This window comes from Fodinicola feengrottensis (genome assembly GCF_010993775.1).
In the GTDB taxonomy this organism is placed as follows: domain Bacteria; phylum Actinomycetota; class Actinomycetes; order Mycobacteriales; family HKI-0501; genus Fodinicola; species Fodinicola feengrottensis.
Genome location: NZ_WOTO01000032.1, coordinates 40,617 through 64,927, shown reverse-complemented (window position 1 = coordinate 64,927; position 24,311 = coordinate 40,617). Strand labels below are relative to the sequence as shown.

General features: G+C 68.9%; 26 protein-coding genes and 8 pseudogenes. 12 read left to right on the top strand and 22 right to left on the bottom strand.

Features of this window, described 5'->3' with window-relative positions:
- Positions 1–34: 34 nt before the first annotated feature.
- Positions 35–1,663 carry an L-glutamate gamma-semialdehyde dehydrogenase gene (gene pruA / locus GNX96_RS27185; protein ID WP_163570388.1) on the bottom strand — a complete coding sequence of 543 codons (1,629 nt, stop codon included), beginning with the start codon at positions 1,661–1,663 and terminating at the stop codon, positions 35–37.
- A gap of 408 nt (positions 1,664–2,071) precedes the next feature.
- On the opposite strand from pruA, the gene GNX96_RS27180 reads away from it, so the two are divergent.
- Positions 2,072–2,437, top strand: coding sequence for a hypothetical protein (locus tag GNX96_RS27180; protein WP_163570304.1), 366 nt, complete (start codon positions 2,072–2,074; stop codon positions 2,435–2,437).
- Positions 2,416–2,916 (top strand): hypothetical protein, encoded by a 501-nt coding sequence (locus tag GNX96_RS27175; protein WP_163570386.1) that lies wholly within the window; start codon positions 2,416–2,418, stop codon positions 2,914–2,916. The genes GNX96_RS27180 and GNX96_RS27175 overlap by 22 nt, the downstream gene beginning before the upstream one ends.
- 86 nt (positions 2,917–3,002) lie before the next feature.
- Here GNX96_RS27175 and GNX96_RS27170 read toward each other — a convergent pair.
- The 6 genes and pseudogenes from GNX96_RS27170 to GNX96_RS27150 form a co-directional block, all read right to left on the bottom strand.
- Positions 3,003–3,700: pseudogene (locus tag GNX96_RS27170) on the bottom strand (PhzF family phenazine biosynthesis protein).
- A gap of 28 nt (positions 3,701–3,728) precedes the next feature.
- Positions 3,729–3,845: pseudogene (locus tag GNX96_RS64945) on the bottom strand (phenazine biosynthesis protein PhzF); the annotation flags it as partial.
- A 15-nt stretch (positions 3,846–3,860) separates the two neighbouring features.
- Complete coding sequence (locus tag GNX96_RS27165) at positions 3,861–4,349, bottom strand: DUF6912 family protein (protein WP_163570384.1); 489 nt, start codon at positions 4,347–4,349, stop codon at positions 3,861–3,863.
- Positions 4,346–5,756 (bottom strand): annotated as a pseudogene (locus GNX96_RS27160) (WS/DGAT/MGAT family O-acyltransferase). Before GNX96_RS27160 ends, GNX96_RS27165 begins: the two are co-directional and overlap by 4 nt.
- Positions 5,757–6,235: 479 nt before the next feature.
- On the bottom strand, positions 6,236–6,799 hold the full coding sequence (locus GNX96_RS27155; protein WP_163570382.1) for an MFS transporter: 564 nt from the start codon (positions 6,797–6,799) through the stop codon (positions 6,236–6,238).
- Positions 6,760–7,464 carry an MFS transporter gene (locus tag GNX96_RS27150; protein WP_163570380.1) on the bottom strand — a complete coding sequence of 235 codons (705 nt, stop codon included), beginning with the start codon at positions 7,462–7,464 and terminating at the stop codon, positions 6,760–6,762. The genes GNX96_RS27155 and GNX96_RS27150 overlap by 40 nt, the downstream gene beginning before the upstream one ends.
- A gap of 185 nt (positions 7,465–7,649) precedes the next feature.
- On the opposite strand from GNX96_RS27150, the pseudogene GNX96_RS27145 reads away from it, so the two are divergent.
- Positions 7,650–8,259, top strand: a pseudogene (locus tag GNX96_RS27145) (malonic semialdehyde reductase).
- A gap of 55 nt (positions 8,260–8,314) precedes the next feature.
- Here GNX96_RS27145 and GNX96_RS55545 read toward each other — a convergent pair.
- The 4 genes and pseudogenes from GNX96_RS55545 to GNX96_RS55530 form a co-directional block, all read right to left on the bottom strand.
- On the bottom strand, positions 8,315–8,917 hold the full coding sequence (locus GNX96_RS55545) for an N-acetylmuramic acid 6-phosphate etherase (RefSeq protein ID WP_279581610.1): 603 nt from the start codon (positions 8,915–8,917) through the stop codon (positions 8,315–8,317).
- Positions 8,833–9,264: an N-acetylmuramic acid 6-phosphate etherase family protein gene (locus GNX96_RS55540; RefSeq protein WP_279581609.1), complete on the bottom strand. Its 432-nt coding sequence runs from the start codon at positions 9,262–9,264 to the stop codon at positions 8,833–8,835. The genes GNX96_RS55545 and GNX96_RS55540 overlap by 85 nt, the downstream gene beginning before the upstream one ends.
- Positions 9,264–9,809, bottom strand: coding sequence for a MurR/RpiR family transcriptional regulator (locus GNX96_RS55535; RefSeq protein ID WP_279581608.1), 546 nt, complete (start codon positions 9,807–9,809; stop codon positions 9,264–9,266). Before GNX96_RS55535 ends, GNX96_RS55540 begins: the two co-directional genes overlap by 1 nt.
- Positions 9,810–9,984: 175 nt before the next feature.
- Positions 9,985–10,197: pseudogene (locus GNX96_RS55530) on the bottom strand (hypothetical protein); the annotation flags it as partial.
- Positions 10,198–10,339: 142 nt separating this feature from the next.
- On the opposite strand from GNX96_RS55530, the gene GNX96_RS27130 reads away from it, so the two are divergent.
- Entirely contained in the window at positions 10,340–11,305 is a 966-nt protein-coding gene (locus tag GNX96_RS27130) for an N-acetylglucosamine kinase (RefSeq protein ID WP_163570379.1), read from the top strand.
- Positions 11,306–11,658: 353 nt separating this feature from the next.
- Here GNX96_RS27130 and GNX96_RS27125 read toward each other — a convergent pair whose 3' ends face one another.
- The gene (locus GNX96_RS27125; protein ID WP_163570377.1) at positions 11,659–12,090 is read right to left on the bottom strand and encodes a MarR family transcriptional regulator; all 432 of its coding nucleotides are present in this window, start codon (positions 12,088–12,090) and stop codon (positions 11,659–11,661) included.
- Positions 12,091–12,194: 104 nt separating this feature from the next.
- Entirely contained in the window at positions 12,195–12,380 is a 186-nt protein-coding gene (locus tag GNX96_RS55525) for a hypothetical protein (RefSeq protein ID WP_279581607.1), read from the bottom strand.
- 95 nt (positions 12,381–12,475) lie between these two features.
- Here GNX96_RS55525 and GNX96_RS27120 point away from each other — a divergent pair, with 95 nt between their 5' ends.
- Positions 12,476–12,661: a hypothetical protein gene (locus GNX96_RS27120; RefSeq protein WP_163570375.1), complete on the top strand. Its 186-nt coding sequence runs from the start codon at positions 12,476–12,478 to the stop codon at positions 12,659–12,661.
- Here GNX96_RS27120 and GNX96_RS27115 read toward each other — a convergent pair.
- The 6 genes from GNX96_RS27115 to GNX96_RS27100 form a co-directional block, all read right to left on the bottom strand.
- Complete coding sequence (locus GNX96_RS27115) at positions 12,602–13,651, bottom strand: serine hydrolase domain-containing protein (protein ID WP_163570373.1); 1,050 nt, start codon at positions 13,649–13,651, stop codon at positions 12,602–12,604. The two genes, GNX96_RS27120 and GNX96_RS27115, sit on opposite strands and share 60 nt — an antisense overlap.
- Before the next feature lie 14 nt (positions 13,652–13,665).
- Positions 13,666–13,791, bottom strand: a complete 126-nt coding sequence (locus GNX96_RS55520; RefSeq protein ID WP_279581606.1) for a glycoside hydrolase family 3 C-terminal domain-containing protein — start codon at positions 13,789–13,791, stop codon at positions 13,666–13,668.
- Positions 13,788–14,792, bottom strand: coding sequence for a glycoside hydrolase family 3 protein (locus tag GNX96_RS55515; protein WP_279581605.1), 1,005 nt, complete (start codon positions 14,790–14,792; stop codon positions 13,788–13,790). Before GNX96_RS55515 ends, GNX96_RS55520 begins: the two co-directional genes overlap by 4 nt.
- Positions 14,789–15,490: a glycoside hydrolase family 3 N-terminal domain-containing protein gene (locus GNX96_RS55510; protein WP_279581604.1), complete on the bottom strand. Its 702-nt coding sequence runs from the start codon at positions 15,488–15,490 to the stop codon at positions 14,789–14,791. The genes GNX96_RS55515 and GNX96_RS55510 overlap by 4 nt, the downstream gene beginning before the upstream one ends.
- A 379-nt stretch (positions 15,491–15,869) precedes the next feature.
- A complete protein-coding gene (locus tag GNX96_RS27105; RefSeq protein WP_163570372.1) occupies positions 15,870–17,147 on the bottom strand; it encodes an AAA family ATPase in 1,278 nt (425 codons plus the stop codon).
- Positions 17,144–17,914 (bottom strand): SAF domain-containing protein, encoded by a 771-nt coding sequence (locus GNX96_RS27100; RefSeq protein WP_279581603.1) that lies wholly within the window; start codon positions 17,912–17,914, stop codon positions 17,144–17,146. Before GNX96_RS27100 ends, GNX96_RS27105 begins: the two co-directional genes overlap by 4 nt.
- A gap of 166 nt (positions 17,915–18,080) precedes the next feature.
- Here GNX96_RS27100 and GNX96_RS27095 point away from each other — a divergent pair, with 166 nt between their 5' ends.
- Positions 18,081–18,350 carry a helix-turn-helix domain-containing protein gene (locus GNX96_RS27095; protein ID WP_163570368.1) on the top strand — a complete coding sequence of 90 codons (270 nt, stop codon included), beginning with the start codon at positions 18,081–18,083 and terminating at the stop codon, positions 18,348–18,350.
- 243 nt (positions 18,351–18,593) lie between these two features.
- On the opposite strand, the gene GNX96_RS27090 is transcribed toward GNX96_RS27095, so the two are convergent.
- Positions 18,594–19,166 (bottom strand): hypothetical protein, encoded by a 573-nt coding sequence (locus GNX96_RS27090; RefSeq protein WP_279581602.1) that lies wholly within the window; start codon positions 19,164–19,166, stop codon positions 18,594–18,596.
- A gap of 209 nt (positions 19,167–19,375) precedes the next feature.
- On the opposite strand from GNX96_RS27090, the gene GNX96_RS27085 reads away from it, so the two are divergent.
- Genes GNX96_RS27085 through GNX96_RS27075 form a run of 3 tightly spaced genes read left to right on the top strand, consistent with a single transcriptional unit; the run spans position 19,376 to position 20,555 of the window.
- Positions 19,376–19,906: a LysM peptidoglycan-binding domain-containing protein gene (locus GNX96_RS27085; protein WP_279581601.1), complete on the top strand. Its 531-nt coding sequence runs from the start codon at positions 19,376–19,378 to the stop codon at positions 19,904–19,906.
- Positions 19,903–20,310 (top strand): Rv3235 family protein, encoded by a 408-nt coding sequence (locus GNX96_RS27080; RefSeq protein WP_163570363.1) that lies wholly within the window; start codon positions 19,903–19,905, stop codon positions 20,308–20,310. Before GNX96_RS27085 ends, GNX96_RS27080 begins: the two co-directional genes overlap by 4 nt.
- Positions 20,307–20,555, top strand: coding sequence for an Rv3235 family protein (locus GNX96_RS27075; RefSeq protein WP_163570361.1), 249 nt, complete (start codon positions 20,307–20,309; stop codon positions 20,553–20,555). The genes GNX96_RS27080 and GNX96_RS27075 overlap by 4 nt, the downstream gene beginning before the upstream one ends.
- Here the strand turns inward: GNX96_RS27075 and GNX96_RS27070 are convergent.
- Positions 20,552–21,223, bottom strand: a complete 672-nt coding sequence (locus GNX96_RS27070; protein ID WP_163570359.1) for a DUF3159 domain-containing protein — start codon at positions 21,221–21,223, stop codon at positions 20,552–20,554. The genes GNX96_RS27075 and GNX96_RS27070 overlap by 4 nt on opposite strands.
- Positions 21,224–21,334: 111 nt before the next feature.
- On the opposite strand from GNX96_RS27070, the pseudogene GNX96_RS27065 reads away from it, so the two are divergent.
- Positions 21,335–22,010, top strand: a pseudogene (locus tag GNX96_RS27065) (response regulator).
- Here GNX96_RS27065 and GNX96_RS27060 read toward each other — a convergent pair.
- A pseudogene (locus tag GNX96_RS27060) lies at positions 22,011–23,387 on the bottom strand (NAD(P)H-quinone dehydrogenase).
- 73 nt (positions 23,388–23,460) lie between these two features.
- Between GNX96_RS27060 and GNX96_RS27055 the strand changes: the two are divergent.
- Together GNX96_RS27055 and GNX96_RS64940 are read left to right on the top strand one after the other, a co-directional pair.
- Entirely contained in the window at positions 23,461–23,886 is a 426-nt protein-coding gene (locus GNX96_RS27055; protein WP_163570357.1) for a gamma-glutamylcyclotransferase family protein, read from the top strand.
- Positions 23,887–23,965: 79 nt separating this feature from the next.
- Positions 23,966–24,304 (top strand): annotated as a pseudogene (locus tag GNX96_RS64940) (maleylpyruvate isomerase N-terminal domain-containing protein); the annotation flags it as partial.
- Positions 24,305–24,311: the final 7 nt, after the last annotated feature.

Below are 24,311 nucleotides of genomic sequence, written 5' to 3'. Positions count from 1 at the left end.
CCCCATGAGCGGCGTCTTTGCGACGTGAACGGTTCTAACCCATATGCGGGTAGCGGTGGTTCGTCGGCGGAACAAACGTTTCCTTGATGGAGCGAGGGCTGACCCAGCGCAGCAGGTTGCCGATGCTGCCGGCCTTGTCGTTCGTACCCGAGGCCCGCGCACCACCGAACGGCTGCTGGCCGACCACCGCGCCGGTCGGCTTGTCATTGATGTAGAAAATGCCGGCCGAGAAACGCAAAGCGGTCGACGCCCGGTCGATCACCTGACGGTCGTCCGCAAAAATCGCACCGGTCAGCGCATACGAGGAAACACTACCGGCCTGCGCGACCACGTCGTCGAAAGAACTGTCATCGAAGACGCTGACGGCCACCACCGGACCGAAATACTCGGTGACGAAAACGTCGTTGGTCGGATCGGTGCATTCCACCACGGTCGGCCGGACGAAATAGCCGACCGAGTCGTCAGCGCTGCCGCCGGCGATCGTGGTGCAGGCGGAGTCGTTCTTGACGCGGTCCAGAACTCCAGCGAGCTTGTCGAAAGAGCGCCGGTCGATCACCGCTCCGCCGAAGTTCGAGAAATCAGTCACGTCGCCGTAAGTCAACTGGTCGGCGGTGGCCGCCACCTCGTCGCGCAGGCCGCTGTTCCACAGCGACCGCGGCACGTAGACCCGGGAGGCGGCGGAGCATTTCTGACCCTGGTATTCGAAAGCACCGCGGACGATCGCGGTGCCCAGGGCGGCCCGGTTCGCGCTCGGGTGCGCGATGATGAAGTCCTTGCCACCAGTCTCCCCTACCAGCCGCGGATAAGTGCGGTAGCTGGTGAGATTTTCTCCGACCGTACGCCACAAATGCTGGAACGTACGAGTCGACCCGGTGAAGTGAATGCCGGCCAGGTCAGGATCGGCCAACGCCACCCGGCTGACCGCCGCACCGTCGCCGTGCACCAGGTTAATGACACCGGGCGGCAGTCCTGCGGCCCGCAACAACTTCATGAAGTAATGCGCCGAAAGCGCCTGGGTGGGCGACGGCTTCCAGACCACCGTGTTGCCCATCAGCGCCGGCGAAGTCGGCAGGTTTCCGGCGATGGCGGTGAAGTTGAACGGCGTGATGGCGAGGACGAAGCCTTCCAACGGCCGGTGGTCGAAGCGGTTCCAGACACCCGGCGACGACTCCGGCTGATTGTCCAGCACCTGGCGACCGAAATGCGCGTTGTAGCGCAGGAAATCCGCGAGCTCGCACGCCGCGTCGACCTCGGCCTGCTGGACGCTCTTGGACTGCCCGAGCATGGTGGCCGCGTTGACGGTGTCCCGCCACGGTCCGGCCAGCAGGTCGGCGGCGCGCAGCAGGACCGCGGCGCGCTCGTCGTACGGCAGGTCGCGCCACCCCGGCGCGGCCGCCTTTGCCGCGGCAATCGCGGCGGCGACCTCGGCGTCGGTGGCGTTGTGCATCTCACCGAGCACGTGCGAGTGCTTGTGCGGCTGGACGACCTCGATGGCGTCACCGTCACCGCCGCGCTCCTGGTCGCCGATGAAATGCGTCAACTCGTGCCGCTCGGCGCTCAGCCGGTTCACCGCCTGCGCCAGGGTGGCCCGCTCGTCGCTACCGGGGGCGTACGTCCGTACCGGCTCGTTGTGCGGCACCGGCACGTGGGTCACGCCGTCCATCGTTCCTCCTCGAATTCGCTTCGGCCCGCGTCTTGTGGACACTCCGGCCGCCTCTGCCGCCCATCCTGACACGGTGCCGGGGCCGTGGGCAGCGCGTACGGGCCGGTGGCCGGGGATGGATAGGCTCGGCCTGACCGCGAGCGGGAACGAGGTAGTCGATGACGACCGGCGCAGTGCCACCGTACGGACCGGGGCCGTACCAAGGCCAGGGCCAGCAACCCACCGGGCCGGTGGGCGGATATCCCACGAATCCGGTCGGCGGCCACCCCCGGGGCGCCGCAGTGGCAGCCCGGGCCGCAGCAGAGCTACCCGCGACCGCCGCAGCCCGGCCAGCCTGGGCCTGGCCCCTACCCGTACCAGGGCCAGCAACAACCACCAGCGGGCCCGCCGCGGCCGGACATGCGGGAGATGCGGCAGTCCGTCCGCTCAGCGGGCGTGACCACCGTGCTGTCGGCGTTGTACGTGGTGCTGACTCTGCTGCTGCTCTATGCGTTTCCGTTCTTCACCAGCAACCGAGACCTGACGCTGACCAGTGTGGCCGCGGTGGCCGGCGCGACCAGCGTGCTGGCCGCCGCGGTGGCCAGCATGGTCGCGGCCCGCCAGCCCCGGCTGCCGCTGCCCGTGGTGGTGATCCTGGTGTCGGTGGCGACCGGCCTGGTGCCGGCCGTCATCGCCGGCAGCGTGGTGCTCTTCCACGACGGCGTCCCACGCGGGCTCGCCGTCATGCTGACCGTGCTGGTCTCGTCCGTCCTGTGCGGTCTGCTCGCGCGCTGATCCGGCCCACTCGTACCGTGATCGCCGGCGTGCTGGCGGCTGCGATCGTCGGGTTGGTGATCCGGTTCATCGGCACGCTGATCTCCGAGATCGTGGTGCACTGGCTGATCTACTCCGAAGGCACGTCACAGAGCACACTGACCGCTTTCGCGGTGGTCACCAACGTCGTGGAGGAAGTCCTCTTCGTGGCCATCGCGGTCGCGTGCCTGGTGCCCGGGCTCGTACGGTCCGGCATGGTGGCTGGCCGCGAGGTACGAGCCGGCCTGCTGGCGGGCGTGATCCCCGGCGCCATCCGGGTGGTGTCAGCCGGGCTGAGCTGCGTGACGCTGCTGATCTTCGGCACCGAGACCAGCGGCGCCAAGCTCGACATCACGTTCACCGCGTTCTCGTTCATGATGTACGGCGTGATCGGGGTCTTCGTCGGCCTCATCATCGGCGCCGCGGTCGCCGCCGTCGTGAAGCCCAAACGCGCCGCCTGAGGTTTGGCCGCAACACCCCGTACTCTGGGCAATCATTCAGGTCACGGAGAGTTACGGTCGGCGAAAATGGGCGCGTACGGGCAGAGTCAGATCGTCAGCTCACCGCGCGCCACGACGACGGCGGAGCCGGCGACCAGGACCTGGTCGATCTGGTCGCCGTGGCCGTGCACTTGGGCGTACAAGGTCGACGGACGTCCGATCTCAGCGCCCTGGCTGATCCGGATGCGCTGGCCGAACTCGGTTCGCCCGTGCCGGGCCAGGTGAACGGCGAGCGGGCCGGCCGCGGAGCCGGTCGCCGGGTCCTCGGGGACACCCATCCCGGGGCAGAACACCCGGGTCTTCCAGTTGTCGCCGGCGCCGCCGCGAAGGTGCTGACCCCCCCCATCGTGCCAAGCGCCGCCACCGCGCTCAGGTCCGGCTTCACGGCCGCGACCTGGGCTTCGGTGTCCAAAGCCACATAAACGTGCCGTGGGCCGTTCTGGTAGATCTCGATCGGCAATGCGGACACCCGCACGCCCAGCGCGGCGAGCAGCTCAGCGGCCCGGTCGTACGGTTGCCAACTGGGAATCGGCTGCGCCATCTGCCCTGACACCACCTGATCGCCAGTACGCTCCAGCGTCACCCTGACGTCCCCGGCGCCGGTCTCCAACGTGATCGCCGCCAAACCGCGTTCCTGGGCCAGCACGATCGCGGTCCCGAGCGTCGGGTGACCGGCGAAAGGCAGCTCCGCGGCCGGCGTGAAAATCCGGATCCGGGCGTGTCCGCCGCGTTCGGCCGGCAACACGAACACGGTTTTCGGAAAGGTTCATCTCGCGGGCGACGGACTGCAGCCGTACCGCCGGAATGTCCTGGCCACCGGTGAAAACCGCGAGCGGGTTGCCTTCCAGCGCGGTGTCAGTGAAAACGTCGGCGATCACGTACGGATGCATGTTATCTCACCAAATCTATTTCAGCAGGTCGTCGATTTCAGTGACGTCGTACCATTCCAGCTCGTGACCCTCGGCACTGTCCACAGTGAACTGTGAGTCCTCGTCGCCGAGATCCGCCTCGATAACCACGTTCGCGGCCGCCCTGACATCGTCGACCGCGGCCACCCCGTCGACGTGAATCGCCGCCACCGCGGCGAAAACGACCGGATCCGCGAGCCGCACGACGGCCCGGTCGAGATCTGGCCGCGGCTTCGCGGCCGCATCGTCAACGTCCGCGGAAATGACCACCCGGCGGCGCGGCGCGGTCGGGTCGCGGTCGATCATCCGCAGCGACGCGCGGGCCGCCTCGGTGAACGCGGCGTATTCCAGCTCTTCGCCGTCATCGTCCACATACCATTCACGCAGCGCCGCGGTGACCGCGAAAGCGGTGATCGGCAACGGTATTTCGCCGGATTCCTTGAGCGTGCGCAAAGCCGGCAATGTCGCCGGCAGGTAAACCCTCATCCCGTCGTCCCCACCAGTTCGGCCAAAGACTCGACCACCAGGTCGGCGATCACGTCCACATCGGACATCGCGTCCCGATCCGCGTTGAAACCAAAGAAAGCCCCGCCATCGTACGACGTGATGCCCAGCGCCAGCGCCTGCCCGCGGGCCAGCGGGACAACCGGGTAAACCTCGGTCATCCGGGCTCCGGCGGCATACAGCGGATACTGCGGACCGGGCACGTTGGTGATGACCAGGTTGAAAAGTCGCCGGGACAGGCCATTCGCCGCTTTCGCGCCGAGCGCGTGCAAAGTCGGCGGCGCGAACCCGGAAACCCGGATCAACGCGGCGGCGCCGACCGACTGGCCCGCGTCCGCGTGCGCCTGCATCGCGAACGAGACCTGGTGCAGCCGGATGACCGGGTTCGGCTCGCCGACCGGCAGGTCGACCAGGTAGGTGGACACCCGGTTGGCGGCCGCCGCGCTGGCCTCGTCGGCATCCGGATCGGTGCCCTCGGCCCGTACGCTCACCGGCACCATCGCGCGGATCGCCGACGACGACCGGACCGGCTCGCCGCGGGTCAGCAGCCACGACCGCAACGCGCCGGCCACGGTCGCCAGCATCGCGTCGTTGATCGTGCCGCCATGGGTGGCCCGGATGCGCTTGAAGTCAGCCAGGTTGGTACGCGCCATCGCGAACCTGCGCTGCTCGCCGATCGTCACGTTCAACGGACTCTCCGGCGCCGGTCGCGCGGCCGTACGCACCGCCGCCAGCAACCCGACCGCCGCGCCGGCCACCGAGGACGCGGTGGCGGTCGCGTCCAACATGCCCAACCGGAGCGTGTCCACGACCGCGGACGGCCGGCGTACCAACTCGGTCACCGCACCGGCCAACAACCCGACCGCGCCGGGCCCCCGACGCGGCTCCCACGGCTGCTCGGGCACCTCTCGCGGCGTCTTCGCCACATCCAGGATCACCCTGCCCGATGTCCACCGCGCTGACGCCGTCGACCAACGCCTGGTGCGTCTTGGTGATCACCGCGAGCTGACCGTCTTCGAGGCCCTCGACGAAATACATCTCCCACAGCGGCCGCGAACGATCCAGCCGCCGCGACATCAGCCGGGCGACCAACTCCGCCAACTGCCCGCGACTCCCCGGCCGCGGCAGCGCCGACCGTCGTACGTGATAGCCGATGTCAAAATCCTGCGCGTCCACCCACACCGGCTTGGCCAGATGCCCCGGCACGTGCCGGACGGTCTGCCGGTAGCGCGGCACCAAGGCCATCCGCTGATCGACCAGCGACACCAGCCGGTCGTAGTCAAACCCTTTCGGCGGCCGAAAAATCGCCACCCCGCCGACATGCATCGGCGTGGTCGGGCCCTCCAGGTAAAGGAACGTCACATCCAACGCGGACAGACGATCGGTCATCCTCCGGTCTCCGTCCTGAGCTGTTGGCCGCAGTTCCTGCGGCGGCGGCGCATCCAGCCCGTCGCCAGGGTGCTCAAAGGGCGGGCACCCCACCGTAGTGCCTCTGGCCGCAGTTCCTGCGGCGGCGCGGAGCTTCTGGCCGCAGTTCCTGCGGCGGCGCATGCTGAGTTTCTGGCCGCAGTTCCTGCGGCGGCGCGTCCGGTCCGCGTCGCCGGGGCGCCCAAAAAGCGGGCACCCCACCGCCACGAACCTGGGCGGCCTTCGGCCGCCGCGCGGGCGGGGCTGGGATAGGTGTGGCTGGGATAGGTGTCAAAGTATCTGCTACGGCGCGAAAATGTCGTACGGGTGCTGTCTTCTTGCCCCCACCCAGTGATCGGGTGGGGGGTGGGTTGAGGACGCGCGCGCGAAAAAAAAAAATCGGCTCGAAAGCGCACGGACCAGGCGAAATGAACAAAAACTGTCACGACGTGCGCGACGGGTTAGGTGGGCGGCGTGGGGGAATCGGCTTGTGTCCAGGCCAGCGACAAGGCCACGCCCACGGCGATCGCGAGTGCTCCGGCCACGCCTAGCGCCGCCGGGGCGCCGATGCGGTCCGCGACTACCCCGCCGAGCGCCAGGCAGACGCCTTGGGCGGCGATCGAGCCAGACGACATCAGCCCGATCGCCTGCCCGCGGCTGGCCTGCGGGGTGCGCTGGATGAAGGTCGGTGGCGCCACCACCATGTAGGCGGCGGCCGCTCCGGACAGCGCGAAGAGCAGGCATGACACCACCAGGTTGGGATGCCACGCGCACACCAGCAGCGGCAGCCCCGATGCCGCCGCGAGCGGTCCCATCAACCGCAGACGCAGCGACGGGGCGAGTTTGGTCAGCACGTACGCACCGGCGATAGCACCGACCGGAGTCGATGCGAGCAACCAGCCGACCGCCGCCGGAGCGGCGCTTAAACGGGCCACGTACGGCACGGCGAGGCCTTCGGCGGTGACCGGCAGCCCGATCATCCAGATCAGCCCGACCAGCGTCCGCAGCTGCCGGTCCGACCACACCAGCCGCGGCGCCGGCCCGGGTGGACTTCCACAGCGACAGCGCCGGGCCGCCCGCGTTCGGCGCCGGCCGCCGTCGTACGCCGAAAACGATGAACAAAGCCGACACGAAGAAACTGGCCGCGTTCACCGCGAGGGCGCCGTAAGGCGTCAGTGCGACGGTCAGCACCCCCACCCACCGCGAAGCCACCGACCTGGGCGATCTGGCCCACGATCGACCGCAGCCCCTGCCCGACGGTGAGCTGGTCGCCGGTCAGTACGTCGGCCAGCAGAGCGCCTCGGGCGGCGTTGGACGGCGAAGCTGCCAGCTGGGTGAGGAACAGCAGGGCGAACCGGACCGGCAGCGGTACGCCCGGGATCGCCATCGCCGCCATAAGTGACCCTCTGAGCAGGTCGGCGGTGAGCATCACCCGCCGCCGCGGATACCGGTCGGCGAGACCGGCCAGCAGCGGGCCGAACAACGCCGGCAGGAACGACAACGCGAAGGCGAGCGCGGTCAGCGCGGCGGACTTGGTCTGGTAGAAGACCAGCAGGGAAAGCGCGACCCGGGCGACCTGGTCGCCGGCGTCGGACACCAGCTCGGCCAGCCACAGCGACCGGAACTCGCCGTTGGCGAAGACCTCCCGATAGCTGGCTGCCCGGTCCTTACGGGTAGCGACCGCGCCCACGCTGGCTCCTCGTTCCGATGCACTGCTGCCTCGGGTTTCTTTCACGACGATTCGGCGGTGGTCCGACAGTGAGGTTTGTCAACTGGCGGCCGAGTGTGACCGACCACATATCTTACTAGGAAACAACTTCCTCGCTGATTATCGTTTCGCAAGACAACAGGCACTCGTTCCGCAAGGAGTCAGACATGACCAGCACCCTGATAGATGGTCCGCTGAAGATCAGCGATGACGCCGCTGACCTGCTGTTCCGGGAGGCGCGTACGGCGAACACCTTCACCGACGAGCCGGTCACCGAAGAGCAGGTGAAAGCGATCTATGACCTCATCAAGTGGGGTCCTACCTCAAATGAACCAGCAGCCGCTGCGGATCGTGCTGGTGCGCTCGCCGCAGGCCCGCGAGCGGCTGCTGCCGCTGCTGGCCGAGGGCAACCGGGCCAAGACCGGCGCCGCGCCGCTGGTCGCGATCCTGGCCGCCGACCTGGACTTCCACGAGGAGTTCCCGAAGACCTTCCCGTACAAGCCGGACGCCAAGGAACTCTTCGAGGGCCTCGACCGGGAACCGCACGCCCGGCTGAACGCGACCCTGCAGATCGGCTACTTCATCCTCGGCGTACGCGCCGCCGGCCTGGCCGCCGGCCCGATGACCGGCTTCGACGCGGCCGCCATCGACCAGGAGTTCTTCCCCGACGGCCGGCACCGCACACTGGTAGTCGTCAATCTGGGCCAGCCGGGCGAGAACGCCTGGTTCGACCGCAGCCCGCGGCTCGACCAGGACGAGGTCGTCACCACCGTCTGAGAAACCCACCACTAACTCAACGTTTTCGCCGCTTGACGGCGACGAGAACGTTGAGTTAGTGGCCTTCGACGGGGTGCGCGGTGTCGACGGCGCTGATGGCGTCGCGTACCACCCCGTGGGCGGCCGCGAGAGCGTCCCTGGAGGCCTTGACCGGGCTGCCTGTCAGCAGGACCACCAGCGCGGTCTTCACCTCGCCGTCGCTGTCCTCCAGGGCTTGCGTGCACACCGACTCGGACAACCCGGTGGCCTGGACGAGCACCCGGATCAGCCGACCGCGGAGCTTGTCGTTGGTGGCCGCCACATGGACCATCAGGTTCGAATAGGTACGGCCGAGGCGGATCATCACGGCCGTCGAAAACGCGTTCAGCGCCAGTTTCTGGGCCGTACCGGCCTTCATCCGGGTCGATCCGGCGATGACCTCGGGGCCGGTGTTCAGGGCGACGTTCACATCCACGCTGTCGCGGTATTCGGACTGCGGGTTAGCCGAGATCAGTACGGTCGCGGCGCCCACCTCGGTGGCCGCCGCGAGCGCTCCGATGACGTACGGCGTGCGACCGCTGGCGGCCAGCCCGATCACCAGGTCTCCGGGCTCCACGCCGGCCAGGTCGGCGCGACCGGCGGCCGGGTCGTCCTCGACCTCTTCGACGGCGCGCAGCATGGCCGCCGGACCGCCGGCAATGTGCGCGACCACCCCCGGCCGGGCTCCAGCGCGAAGGTGGGCAGCAGCTCGGCCGCGTCCAACGCGCCGAGGCGGCCGGACGTACCAGCGCCGACGTAGTGCACTCGGTGCCCGGCCCGCAACGAAGCCACCGCGTAGTCCACCGCGCGGGCCAGTTGCGGCAACACGGCGGCGACCGCGTTGGCCACCGTGCTGTCCTCTTCGTTGATCATCCGCAACACGTCGAGCGTGTCCAGCCGGTCGATCTCGACCGTCCGCGGGTTGCGTAGCTCGGTAGGACTGGCGAACGACACTGCCTCTGGGGCGATGCGAGGCGCTGCCGTCATCACGATCTCCCGGATCTGGACGACAGCCGGCGTCGAGCCACCGCGTCCCTGGTCGCTTCGAGCGCGGTCCGCGTCTCGTTGTAAGTCCGCTGCGCCACCCCGACGAAGACGCAGTCGACCACCGTGAGCTGGGCGATCCGGCTGGACATCGCGCCGGACCGGAAGGTCGTCTCGCGGGCCGCGGTGGTCAGCACGTGGTCCGCCACCGCGGTGATCGGCGAGCGCGGGAAGTTCGTGATGGCCACCGTCGTCGCGCCATGCTCACGGGCGACGGTGAGCGCGTCGACGGTGTCGCTGGTCATCCCCGTGTGCGAGATGCCGACCGCCACGTCGCCGGCCTTCAGCAGCGCGGCGCTGGTGAGCGCGATGTGTACGTCGGACCAGGCGAACGACACCCGACCGATCCGGTGCAGCTTCTGCTGGAAGTCCATCGCCACGAACGCGCTGGCCCCGACGCCGTACACATCGACGCGGCTGGCGCCCACAATCGTGTCGACGACGGTCTCCAGGACCGACACGTCCAGCTGCGCAGCCGTCTCTCTCAACCGCGCGGGCGTCCGCGAAGGAGATCTTGTCGACCACCTCGGAGAGCTCGTCGCCTGGTCCGATGTCGCTGCCGACGATCCGCCGGCCGGCCGCGCCGCTCTCCGCCCGGCCGGCTTCCTTGGCCAGCGTGAGACGCAGCTCCGGGTATCCCGAGAAGCCGAGCGCCCGGCAGAACCGGATCACCGTCGTCTCGGAGGTGTCGGCGCGGGTGGCCAGCTCCGAGATGGTCAGCGCGGACGCCCCGGCGGAATCGTCGAGAACGGCCTGCGCGACCCTTCGCTCGGCCGGCGAGAGCGACGGCAGCAGGGCGCGTACGAGGACAGCGGTGGCGGCGTGCGTGGACTGGCCCGCGTCACCACTCAATTGACTTACCGTCTTACGGGGCACGTCGGAAAGTTACTTGCACTTTGTTACCAACGTCAATCGCGGCTCGCGCGGTTGGGGTTCGCTACGGTAGCCGGCGTGCCAGGTCAGAGCCCAAACCGCAGCCCAAAAACCGCTTCGGGAAAATGCCATCGAACGTCCTGATGTGGCCCTCGGGCTGGACGCCGGCGGAACTTCCACGAGATGCGTCATCGCCACTCTCGACGGCACGGTCGTCGGGCGGGGCCGTGGACCGGGCGCGAGCACCCAGTCCTCAGCCGACCCGGCCGGCGCCCTCAGCGAGTCGATCATCGCCGCGCTGGCGGCCGCTCAGCTGCCGGCGGCCAGCGTGGTCGCCGCGCTGGTCGGGATGGCCGGTGCCGGCAGTGGGCGCCGCCCGATCGCGCTCGCCGCGCTCACCGACGCCGCCGAACGGGTCGGCCTTCCCCGTACGCCCGACCTGGTCACCGACCTGGAGACGGCCTACGCGGCCGGCACCGCCGCCGAGCGGGGGCTGCTCGTCATCGCCGGCACCGGCGCTATCACCGCGTGGTTGGAAGACGGTGTCGTACGGCACCGGGCCGACGGCTACGGCTGGCTGCTCGGTGACGCCGGCTCGGCGGTCTGGCAAGGCCGCCGGGCGGTCAAGGCGGTGCTCGCCGCACTGGACGGCCGCGGCCTCGCGACCGAGTTGACCGAGCCGGTGATCTCTGCCCTAACGGGCACGCCGCCCGACCCCGCACTCGGGCCCGACGAACAGGCCCAGCGGATCGTCGCGGCAGTCTACGCGGCCACTCCGGCCGATTTGGGCAAGGCCGCCCCCGCCGTACGGGATCTGGCCGGCAGCGACCCGGTCGCCACCGAGATCTGCCGAGAAGCCGCGTACGCCCTGATCGAGTCCGCGACCGCGGTGCTGCGTCGCGCGGACGACCCGCCGTCCGCGATCGTGCTCGGCGGATCGGTGCTGACCAACCCCGGCCCGGTCGCCGACGCCGTCCGGACCGGGCTCGCGGATCGGACCGGCGTGAAACCCACCCTCGTGACCGATGCCGCTCTCGGCGCGGTAGCGCTCGCGCTGCGCTCCATCGACCAACTCGACTCCGACACGTACGCACGCCTCATCGCCGACTAAGTCGGCGGGGCCTTTTGACGTAGGCGCGTCGCCAGCCCTTTCTGTGTCGTTCGGCGAAGGCGACACTTTTCGGGCCACTGGACAGCCACTGACTCATCGAGTGCGGCACTATGTCCCGCACTCGACGTCGACTGCCGAACAATGTGCCGCACTCGACACCGAGCGTCGCGAACGTGAATTTTTTTCCGCGCGCGTGTCCTCAAACCCACCCCCACCCGATCACTGGGTGGGGGCTAGAAAACAGGGTGGGGGTACGACAGTTTCGCGCCGCAGTGGGTAATTCGGACCTTCGCGAACTCGACGTTTTCGGGTACGCCGGAAAGCGCGACAAGAACGTCAAGTTCGCGGAGGGGTTAGCGAGAACCTCGTTGAAGGAGGTCCGTCAGCTCGTCGAGGATCGCTACCGTACGGGCGATTTCCGCGGACAGTAGGCCCGGGAGGGACTCGGCCAGGGCACCCTCGACGGGCCGGTTGCCGCGCTCTTTAAACAGCTCAGCGCGTACGACCGGGTCGATGCTCACCAGCGTCTTACGGGCGTCGTCCGGCGCGACCTCGCGGGTGAAGACTCCATGGGAATGCATCGCGGCGACGATCCGGGAAACCAGGCTCTGCGCCAGATCGGTGCGTTCGGTGATCTCCCGAATGGACGACCCTGGGTGCGCGGCCACGTCCTCGACCACCAGCAACTCTCCCATGGTGACCTTGTCCGCCGCGGTGTTTCCGGTCGCCACCAGCGCTATCTCGCGGAGCTGGCGGGCGATCCGGTGCAAGTCAGAAGCACGCATGGCGACAAATTTACATCACCTGTGATACATTTCCATCACCAGTGATGGAAATGAGGAGTAGGCATGGAATGGGTAGACGACGCGCTGATAGTGGCCCTGATTGGCTACCTGGTGGTCCGCCAGTTCATGTGGCGCAAGGCCGACCCGGGTTCGATCCTGAAGCTGCCGCTGATCGTGGTGGCAATCGGCGCCGGCTGGCTGGTCTGGGAGGTCGCCACCGGCCAGCAACTGACGCCGTTAGACGCGGTCGTGCTCCTGGTCGAGCTGCTGCTGGTCTCCGGCACCGGCACGATGATGGGCCTCGCGACCCGGTTCGGGCGGGGTCGGCGGCGAGCTGCGCTACAAGCTCACGTCGTGGGGCATTCTGCTCTGGGCCACGTTCCTGGTGATCCGCGTCGGATCCTTCGTGGTGGCCGCGCAGGTCGGCGCGCACCTGCTGGAGACCACCGCGGCCATCATGCTGTCGTTCGGCGTGAACCGACTGGCGAGCTCGCTGGTCGTACGGCGGCGGTTAGCGCTGCAGGGCGCCGGCCACGATGTCGCCGACAGCCGCCCGGACCGGGTTCACTGACGGGCCTCGCCGATCCGGGTGCACGCGGTTGGTCAGCAGTACGACGACGGCCCGGCTCGCCGGGTCGACCACCAGCGAGGTGCCGGTGAAGCCGGTGTGCCCGTACGCGCCAGTGTCGGCCAGCGCGCCCATGTAGCGGTGAGCCGCCAGCTCGAAGCCAAGGCCGTGCTCACCACCACCAACGGTCAGCATCCGGGCGGACTCCTCGGACAGGATGCCGCCGCCGCCCTCGACGATCGCGCGGCCGAAGGTGGCCAGATCGTCGGCGGTCGAGAAAAGCCCGGCGTGACCGGACACTCCGCCCAGCGCCCAGGAACTCTCGTCGTGCACCTCACCGCGGACCATGCCCCGGCCGGCGTACGACTCGTCCTCGGTCGCCGCGACCCGGTCCTGCACCGCGGCCGGCGGGTTGAAGCCGGTGGAGGCCATCGCGAGCGGCCCGGTGACGCAATCCCGGACCAGCTCGTCAAGCCGCCGGCCGGTGACAGCCTCCAGGACCACGCCGAGCGTGATCATGTTCAGGTCCGAGTAGAGGTGCCCACCGCCCGGCGGGTTCACCGGCGGCCGGGTCAGGACGGCCTCCAGCCGCTCCTGACGGCTCCCCCAGTCCCGCCAGAGCGGGAGGTCCGGCTCCAGGCCGGACGTGTGCGTGAGCAGCATCCGAACGGTGATGGCCGGCGTCCCGAAGGCCGGCACGTACTCCACCACCGGCGCCGCGAGGTCCAGCAGCCCCCGCTCCGTCATCCGCACCGCCACCACCGCGGTGAAGAGCTTGGTGACACTCGCCAGGTCGTAGATGGTGTCCGTACGAGCTGGCACGCGGTCCTGCGGCGGCAGCAGGTCGCCGCCGACCTTGAACCGGACCGCGTCGCCGACGGCGTGCCGCAGCAGCGGCTCTCCATCCCTCGCGACAACAAGCACAGCGGAGGGGAAGACCGGAGGTCTCGACGCGACCGCGGCATCCAGGACGGCAGCGGCCGCGTCGAGCAATCGAACCTCCGAGGTCAGTACGTGAGCCCGTACCCGAACGGGTAGAGCGTCGCGTTCACATCATTCGCCGTCGGGATCCGAACCGGAAGCTTTCCGGTCGGCGCGACCTTTCCGGCCAACACCCGGGCCAGCGAGGTCATCGACACCGGACCGTGTAGTACGAGGTCAGGTAGTTGCGCGCGGTCGGGATGTACGCGATGTCGAAGGCATTCTGGACGGCCACCACGACCACTGGTTTCCCGGTGGCGATGAGCTGCGCCGCGAGCGTCTGCTGACTCGCCCCCAGGACCGCCGCACTGCTGCGGGTCAGCAGGATCGTCACATCGTTCTGCTGGGCCGCGGCGACGGCCGCCGAGACCGAGGCCGCGGTGGGCACCGCTCCGGTCGGCAGCGCGGTTGCCGTGATCCCGGCGCTGGTCAGATCCGAGGCGAGCGCGGTGGTCGGGATGGTGACGCCGTTGTCCCAACCGGTGACCAGCACCTTCGCCGACTTCGCCAGCGGCAGCACGTGGTCGTCGTTCTTGACCAGCGTGATGCCGCGGTCGGTGACGGCCTGCGCGGCGGCCAGGTGTTGCGGCGTACCCACCAGCTGGCTGACCGCCTTCTCGTTGACGAACGGCTGGGTCAGCACCCGGTCCTTCAGCTTCAGCCGCAGGATCCGCAGATCGGACTGCTCGATCCTGGCCACCGAGATCTCGCCGCTATGGACCGCTTTGAGCACCGAGTTGTACGCGAGGTCGAAAAGCGGCGGCATCAGCAGCTGATCGACACCGGCCTTGATGGCCAGCACCGGCACCCGGTCATCGCCGTACTTGGTCCGTACGCCCGCCATGTTGAGCGCGTCGGTGACCACGACACCGTCGTAGTGCATCTGGTTGCGCAGGATGCCGGTCATGATCGGCGCCGACAGGGTGGCCGGGTCACCTGACGGGTCCAGCGACGGCACCTCCAGGTGCGCGGTCATGATCGAGTCGATGCCGGCGGCGATGTCCGCGGCGAACGGCGGCTGGTGGTCGATCGCGTGCCAGTCGGCCGCCGAGCGGTTGATGATCGGGATGCCGGTGTGGCTGTCGGTGTCAGCGTTGCCGTGGCCGGGGAAGTGCTTGGCGGTGGCGGCGACGTTGTTCTGGAAGCACTTCACCGCGGTCGAGAGGCCATCGAGGAGACCAGGGCCGGATCCGAGCCGTACGAGCGGACGCCGATCACCGGGTTCGCCGGGTTGTCGTTCACGTCCGAATCGGGCGAGAAGTTCTGGTTGATGCCGACCGCGCGCAGCTCCTGACCGGTGATGGTCGCCTCTGTGCAGACATCGGCCGTCCGCCGGGTGGCGCCTAGTGCCTGGCTGCCGGCGAACATGGTGGCCGGCTCGTGCATCCGGGTGACGATGCCCTGCTCCTGGTCCGTACTGATCATCAGCGGCAAATGCGCACCACTGGTCACCGCGGCCCGCTGCAGGCCGTTGGTGAGTCCGGCGATCTGCGGCGGATTATTGGTGTTGTTGTTGTTCTGGAACAGAATCACCCCACCCGGGTGATATTTCTGGACGATCTGCGACGCATTGTCCAGCCCGAAATACAGCTGGTTGTTGGCTTTGTCAGCGGCCGAAGGATTGGTGGCGTTCTCGCCCCACGCCTGGGTGACGAACAGCTGGCCGACCTTCTCTTCGAGGGTCATGCGTTTGATCAGCTGCTTGAGCACCAGATCGCTGATCACTCCGGACGGCGCCGCCGGCGCCGCTACCGCCGAGGTCGGCGCGGCGGCCGCTGGCGCCAGCACCAGCGCAAGAGCCGCCGCCGCGGCCACCACCCGGGTGAGACGCCTGGAACTGATCGGCGCCATGGCGCCTCCCGTCTGAAGGGAAATGACTGGATTCGCAAATTTCCACCGCGCATCCACGGGACGGCAGGAAGTTACTGCCAAGCACTAGCGCCGGTCAATGGCCTGCCGAGCTAATCTGGGCGGGTGCGGCGCGAAACTGTCGTACCCCTCCGGCAGATTTGCCCCCACCCAGTGACGGGTGGGGGGCGGGTTTGAGGACCAATGTCCAACTAAAAATGAGCGTTTGCCTCGCGACCCACCCCCCGCCCGTTCAAAGGGAGGGGGAAAGAAAAACAGACACGTACGACAGTTTCGAGCCCCGCCCGGCGTGTCGGTCGGCCGGATGAAGTTCTGTCTCGGTGTCCCAAGGGAAGCACCTGCTGCACTGACTGGACGGCGGCTACACGCGGGCCAGGTCTTCAGGCCGCGCGATCGCGCTGGTGAGCTCGCGGGCGATCTCGATCAGTGCCCGGCGCAGCGGCGATCTTGGCACCGACTCCGCGAGGGTCTGGCCGTGTGACAGGGCGCGGTCGAGGCCATCCCGGTCGTACGGCAGCGCGCGGATCCGGGACACGCCGGCGAACCGATGGAGCGCGGTGGCGATCTCGTGTTCGGGGTTGCCGGACACCACGGTCGGCCGGATCTTGTTGACGACCACGACCGGCTCGCTGCCGGGCGCCGCCTCGGCGAGGTCGGACAGGCCGCGGACCAGCCGCTGGACTCCGACCGGGTCGCCAGCGCCGACGGCGACCACCACGTCGGCGGCGTCCAGCGCCGCGAGCGTGGCGCCGTTGCGGCGCGGGGCCGCGGTGTCGAAACTGATCTCCTCGTCCGCTTCCAGGCAGAAGCCGCAGTCCACGATCGTCAGGGCGGCGAGCGTACGAGCGCATTCCAGCACCCCGAGCACGGACTCGAACCGCAGCTCCGGCCAGCGGTCCGAGCGGGCCAGCCCGGTCAGCACCCGCAGGGTCGGTGACAAGCTCCGGGCCAATCCAGCGAGGTCGCCGACCCCGAGCCGGCCCTGGTTGTGCAGCCGGGCCGCGGCCGCGAGCCCCGGTGACTCGTCGACCATGCCCAGGACCTGTCCGATCACTCCGCCATATGGGTCGCAGTCCACCAGCAGCGTGGGCACCCCCAGCCGGGCGGCCTCGTCGGCCACTCCGACGGCGACCGTGGTCCGACCGGGCGCACCGGTCGGACCCCAGACCGCCACCACCGTGCCCAGGCCAGGCGCCGGAGTCGACTGTGCCGGCGCCGCCGCGAACACCGGCAGCGCCGCCGCTGGATCGGCCACCCCGTTCCAGCTGCCGGTCGCCATGCTGGCATCGGCCGCTTGGAGCATCTCCACGACGGTGTCCGGATCGGCGTCTGTCGACAGGACATAACGCACACCCAGCTGACTCAGCGTCTGCTCGTGCCATCGCTCAGCCGGGTTGACGAAGCCGACCACCGCAACCCTGGCCGCGGCCAGTCGGGCCAGTACGTCGTGGTCCAGTCGCCGCAGGTCAGCGGAGAGCACCACGGCCCGGGTGGTGCCGCTGCCGGCGACCGCCAGCAGGTCAGCGACGTCGACGCAGCGGCGTACGACGGTGATCCCACGGTCCGAGCGGCCCAGTGCGGCGACCAGGTTGGCCTCTGCGGCCGCATCGGTGACCGCGGTGACGATCGGCAGGCTCATCGCGACTCGCGCGGACTGGGCGACACGCTCGCCGAGGCGGAGTCGATCGGCTCCGGCGAGGCATAGTCCGGCTGTTCCGGGGTCGGTGGCACCGGGACCGGCAGCGCGGCCGTCGACACCGGGCCCCGTCGGTCCGGCGGCGCGATGGCGATGTCCAGATCGGCCGTCCGCATCGCCGCCACCAGCGACATCGCCGCGCTGTCGTCGATGCGTACGACCACCGCGACCTGCGCGGTGCTGGACAGCACGCCGGCGTCCGGCACCCGGACCTGCTGGACGGTCACGCCGGCTAGTACGCGGGCGGTCTTGGCCACCGCCCCGGCCGCCGGCTTCGCGGTGGCGTAAACATCGATCCGCTGACCGGCTCTCAGCGACCCCGGCACATGCTGCGGTGACACCGGAATCGAGACCAGGCTCCCGGCCGGAGTCTCGCCCAGCGCGCTGCGCGGGAGCAGGTCACCAGCAGACAGCGCGCGCAGCAACGTCCGGCCGACCGGCGAGGCCGCCACCGCGAGATAGCTTGCCGCCGAGTCGTAGAGCTGCACCCGTACGGTCCGCAAGTCACCGGCGCCGAGCGTCGTACCAGCCGCGAGGTCCGCTTGTACGGCCCAAACCTGCACGGCCTGGTCCGCCGAGGCAAGCACCCGGCCGCCGACCAGCACCGCGACCAGGACCAGCAACACCCCACCCACCAACCGCAGATCCAGCCACGACGGCCGGCGCAGCCGGGTGGCCGGCGGCGAGTCCGGTGGCACCGCACCGGACATGCCGCACCCCCTCGCGATTTTCACCCACCGCAACCAGCCGAACGCGCTGGGGAACATTTTGCCCTATTTGTCGGCCTCTCGGCAATGCCCCAACACGGCCCACGTCAATGACGGCAAATGGGCGCGAACACTGGCACACTGAGGTTATCGAAGGCAGGTGGGGACAATGAGTTCCGAACGGTTCCTTTTGCTGGCGGATGTGGCCGACACCCTCAACATCTCCGCCTCCCAGGCGTATGCCCTCGTCCGCAGCGGCGAACTGGAGGCCATCAAGGTCGGCGGCCGCGGCCAGTGGCGGGTCGAGCGCACCAAACTTGAGGCGTACATCGACCGCCAATACTCCCAGACCGCCGACTGGGTACGAGAAAACCCGCTCATCGAACGCGCGAGGACGCCGAGTCCGACTAGGGCGTGTCTCCTAATTCCAGGTGGATGAGGGTCGAGATCCAAGCGTCGGCTGCCGGTGCCGGGCGGTCACCTTCATACCGTTGTTGTATGGGGGTGATCGCCCGGTGCCGGCAGCCGACGCTTGGGCTCGGCCCTCGCCGCCTGGGGTTAGGAGACACGCCCTAGCTCGTTAGCAAAGCTTCACAACTGCCCTTGGTCGCCAAAAAACTGTCGTGCCCAGCCCGCAAGATCACCCCCACCCGTGTATCGCACCTTCGGCGAGTAGACCGGGTCAAGGGCGGCGGATCAGCGCCAGGGCGTGCAGCGGCACAGCGCGCACCCCGCGTACGGCCGATGCCCGCCGCGGCTCGCCGGCCGGATGTTCGGCGAGTTCCACAAAATCCGCGCCCACCCGGTCCACGGTGCCGCCGAGCTGACAGCCGTCGGCGAGGAAAACGCAGACCGCGGCTCGGTCCCGCGCCAGCCGCCGCAGCGCCCATCGCAGCGTCAGCCGGGCCGCCACCCGCCCCTGCGAACCGGGCGCGGCCGAGTGCCGGCCCAACCCGCCCACCGACGTGACCGCGGCGAACGGCACCAGAACCTCCCGCTCGTACGGCTCGCCAAGCAACAGCCAGTCAGGCCCGACTTCCAGTAACGCTCCGGCCACCGCGCCAGCGCCCCGCACGGTCAGCGCGAGCTGCTGGCCGACCGCAGCCCGCAGTCGGTCGTAGAGCCGCACGTCACCCACCTCGGCCCGCACCCGGTCGCCCACCTGAGCTGCTTCTTCGGCGCGTTCGAGGGCATCGGCCTGGTCTTCGAGATCGGCGAACAGCCGCTCCCAGCGACCCGCATCCGATTCGCGCACTCGCTCACCGTACATCCCATTTACGCCAAACCGCTTGACTTAGCGTAAACGATAGCTTACAAAAGCAAACACAAGCAAATGAACGAATCGGGGATCAAATGACACGAAGAGCGGTCTTACTCATCGTCACGGCAGCTGCTGTGGGGGTAGTCCTGTACGAGTGCGCCGGGCCCGACGATCCACTGTTATCGCTGGTAGACGCCCTAGCGGTGGCCGCATACGGCTGGTGGCTCACCTGTCTGGCGGTGGCGACGGCGAGCGTCCTCCCTGGTCCCATCGGGCGAGCCACCCGAGCGGTGCAGGCCCTGGTCGTGCCGGCCGCCGTACGCCAGCTGCTGGTCGGCACGCTCGGAGTCGGCATCGTTCTCGCTCCGCTGACCCCGGCGGCCGCCGCGCCGGCGGGCACCACCGCGGCCGTCCTGGACCCGCGCGGACCGGACGCGAATCAACAGTCCGGTTTCGTGTCATCACCGCGTGTCAGCGCCGTCTTACCCAAGATGAACGCGCCGACACCTCGACAGCCCGCGACCACCCCGCCGCGGACCGTCGTCGTACGCCCCGGAGACAGCCTCTGGAGCATCGCGGCCGCGCGCCTTCAGCACCCGAGCCGACCGGCCATAGCCGTCGAATGGCCGCGCTGGTGGGCCGCCAACCGACAGCTGATCGGCCCGAACCCCGACATCATCCGGCCTGGTCAGCGGCTCCGGCCGCCGACCAGCCGGAACGGGAGCGGGTCATGAGTCGATCGCCGGCCAGCAGCCCCGTGTCAACGCAGAAATACCGCCCGGCAGGCCAGCACCACACCTCACGGCACGCTGTTGGACGCATCCAGATCCGGCCGGCGCCGTGCAGCGAGCCGCCGTACAGTCCGATCGACTACGCCGAGACCCGCCCCTTCCGCGCACTGCGGCTGATCGAGCCGCCGCGGGTCGACGGACTCGGCTACGAGATCCACGCCGACCAGCTGCCCTTCGAGGTGGACGCGCCGGCCGGTCGCCCGAGCAACGACCCGATCTTCGCTCCACAGCGGACCCCGCGCGACGACCTGCCCTGCCCGCGCCAGTTCGCCACCCGGTTCACCCAGGCGGTGGTCGAGGTGATGGCCGGCCGCCGGCCGGTGCAGCAGCTGATGCCGATGCGGTGACCTCGCAGCGTACGTACGCCGGCCTGCTGACCCGACTGGCCTCCTCGGCCGCCGCGCACCTGCCGACCCAGCGGCAGGCCGGTCGGATCCCCGGCCAGGTCCGCAGTGTGCACGTCAACGAGCCGATCGACGGAGTGGCCGAGGCCTGCGCGATCGTCTCGTACGGCCCTCGGTGCCGAGCGATCGCGCTCCGGTTGGAAGGCATGGACGGCCGCTGGCGGTGTACCGTCCTGCAGCTGCTTTAGGCCGCGTCCGGCGCCTGCTGAATCTCCACGATCTGCGGTTTGCGGAAACCTGGATGGCCGGCCGGCAGCGTCTGGCGCAGCACCCAACCGCTGACCAACAGGCAGAGCACGATCAGCGGCCAGCTGAGCGCCACCCGGGCCACCAGCAGCGGAACGACGGCCTGCATCGCATAGAACACGCCGAAGACAGCGACCCTGATGACGTACTGCAGGACCCAGATCCACGAGGCCAGCGAGTACGCGCGCATCAAGGCCCGGTCCTTGCGCCACCGGGTTTTCTGGCCGAGCAGCAGGCCAACGATGACACCGAGCAGCGGCCAGCGAAACACGATGCTGATCGCCCAGGCGAGGGCGCTGGCACCGTTGCTTGCCAACTGCAGCAGGAAAAAGTCGGCCGCGCGACCGGTGTAGAGCGCGATGAGCGCGGCCACACAGACGCCGAGGAGGCCGATCAGCACCGCTCTGGGTCGGTTGCCGCGAGCGAGCCGGAAACCGGCGACCGCCAGCCCGATCACGATCGCGACCACCGCACCGATCGCTACCGACCGGCCGGACAGCAACCAGCCCGCGACAAACGCGACCGGCGGCAAAGTGGCATCGATCGACGCCGTACGCCCGCCCAGCAACGACGCCAGCGACTGGTCGTCCCGCGCGCTAGATGTCTCCACCCAGCCAAGCCTGCCCTAATCCGGCGCGGACGGGGCGTCCGGCCTCCAAACGCGGCTCGTGACGATGGCCACTGCCGGCGTTTTTGCGGAGGTGACGAGCACAATGGCGGGATGGACACCGTGCTGGTGGTCGACGACGAGGCCCAACTCCGCCGCGCGCTGCGGGTGAACCTCAAGGCGCGCGGCTACGACGTTGAGGTCGCCGAGGATGGTCGTACCGGCCTGGACCTCGCCGCCAAGCGGCAACCGGATCTGGTTATCGTCGACCTCGGTCTGCCGGACATCGACGGCGTCGACGTGGTTCGTGGGCTGCGCGGCTGGACGACCGTCCCGATCATCGTGCTGTCCGCCCGTACCGAACAGGCCGAGAAAGTGGCCGCTCTGGATGCCGGCGCCGACGACTACGTGACCAAGCCTTTCGGCATGGACGAGTTGCTGGCCCGGATGCGCGCCGCGCTGCGCCGCGCGCGCCGCCGGCGACGAAGCGCCGACCATCAGCACCCCCGACTTCACCATCGACCTGGCCGCGAAACGCGTCACCACCAGCGCCGGCGAAGTGCGGCTGACGCCCACCGAATGGCACATCCTGGCCACCCTGGTACGCCACCGCGGCAAACTCGTCGGCCAACGCCAGCTGCTTCGCGAGGTGTGGGGTCCACAATATGGCACCGAAACAAATTACCTACGGGTCTACATCGCCCAACTGCGGCGAAAACTAGAGCCGGACCACACCCACCCCCGTTATTTCGTCACCGAGCCCGGCCTCGGCTATCGCTTCGAAACCTGATTAATCAAATTCAGGTTGCATGAGTTGCCGGGCCGACTCGGTGATCGAGCCGGAAAGTGACGGATAGATCGAAAAAGACTGCGCGATCTGGTTGACCGTCAGATGGTTCTCCACCGCCATCGCGATCGGCAGGATCAGCTCGCTGGCCCGCGGCGCGACTACCACACCGCCGATCACCAGACCGGAAGCCGGCCGGCAGAACAGCTTCACGAAACCGTCCGTGAGGCCCATCATTTTGGCGCGCGCGTTGGTCGCCAGCGGAAGAGTCACCGAACGGGCCGGCACCGCACCCGCCTCCTCACCGACGACTGACCGAGGCCGACCGACGCGATTTCGGGGTCAGTGAACACATTCGCGGCAACGGTCTGCCGGCGCAGCGGCTGCACCGCCTCACCGAGCGCGTGCCACATGGCAATTCGCCCCTGCATGGCCGCGACGGAAGCGAGCATGAGCACGCCCGTACAGTCGCCGGCCGCATAAACCCCACGCACGGACGTACGGGAAACCCGGTCCACCGCAACGAAATCGCGGTCGTCAAGCTCGACACCGGCCTCCGCCAGACCGGCAGTATTGGGCACTGATCCGACCGTCATCAGTGCGTGACTGGCCTCGATAACGCGACCGTCCTGCAGCTCCACGCGAACGCCGTTCTCGATACGCCTGACGGCATCCGCACGCGCATTGGACAAGATTGCCATGCCCTGCCTGGTAAAAACGTTCTCGATGTGTTCGGCGGCGTCCCGATCCTCGTGCGGCATCACCCGGTCGCGGCTGGACACCAGTGTCACCGGCACCCCCATGGCCAGGTATGCACTGGCGAACTCGGCGCCGGTGACCCCGGAGCCGATCACCACCAAATGCTCGGGCAGTTCCTTCAGGTCATACACCTGCCGCCAGGTCAGGATCCGCTCCCCGTCCGGCTCGGCGCCCCGGACGACCCTGGGCGTCGCGCCGGTCGCGATGAGCACGATGTCGGCTTCCAGCGACTCGCCGCCCTCGACCTCCACCACGTGCGGGTTGCCGGTCCGCAACTGGGCGGTGCCGTTCAGGATCCTTACGCCGTGCGAAACGAGGCCGTCGCCGATGTCGCGCGACTGCGCCTTCGCGAGGTCTCGTACGCGCGCGTGGACCGCCGCTAGATCGACGTCGACACGCCCCGCCAGCGTGCCGTTGATGCCCAGCGCGGAGCCGTGCCGCAGGCTGGTCGCCACGTCCGAAGACGCGATGAACGTCTTGCTCGGCACACAGTCGGCCACCACGCAGGCACCACCGACCGCCTCGGCCTCCACGATGGTCACCCTGCCCACCCAGCTGAGCCGCCACCAGGGCCGCCTCGTACCCGGCCGGTCCCCCTCCGATGATCACGATCCGGGTCACTTGACCTGGCCCTCCAGTGCTGTTCGGCGATGCGTACGCGATGCACGCATTGTCTCGCACTAGTGTGGCGACCATGCCGCTGTACGCCGCCTACGGTCCGAACCTCGACCCCGCCCGGATGCTGGAGCGCTGCCCGCGGTCGCCGGTCGCCGGCTCCGGCTGGGTAACGGGCTGGCGCTTGACCTTCGGCGGTGTCCCGGTCAGCGCCACTGTCGTGGAAGCCGCCGCTGAGCAGGTCTTCGTGACGATCTACGACGTGAGCCCGCAGGACGAGCCGACGTTGGACGCCTGGGAGAAGGCCGAGTCCGGCATGGAGCAGAAGATCAAGGTGCGCGTCCAGACGCTGGAAGGCGCTCAGCTCGCCTGGTGGTATGTGTCGCCGCACTACGAGGGCGGCCTACCCACCCCGCAGTATCTGAACCAGCTCGCCGAGGCCGCCGAGGCCGGCGGCGCCCCGACGGAGTACGTCACCGAGCTGCGGACCCGCCCCACCGGATAGCCGCTGCCCTGGAGGTTGACCGTACGGGCAGCGCGGGAGTCCTTGCGCGGGCGGCTCGTACGGCTGGAAAGTAGGTCTTATGGACTCCGATCTCGCGGCTATCGTCGACGCGCTGCGCGCGCAACACGACGAGCTGGCCGGCCTTCTCGCCCCGCTGAACGACGAAGGCTGGTCCGCACCGACCCGGTGTGTGGGCTGGACGGTGTCCGATGTCGTCCTGCACCTGGCGCAGACCGACGAGCTGGCGCTGGCCAGCGCCGGCGGCCGGTTCCTGGAGGCCGGTGCCGCGATGCTCGGCCACCCGATGACGAGTGCCGTCACCGTCGACGACATGGTGGGCCAGATGGTGGCGCGGGATCGGGACGCGCCCGGCAAGGATGTTTTCCAGCGCTGGCAGGGCGCTGCCACCGGTGTCCGGAAACGCG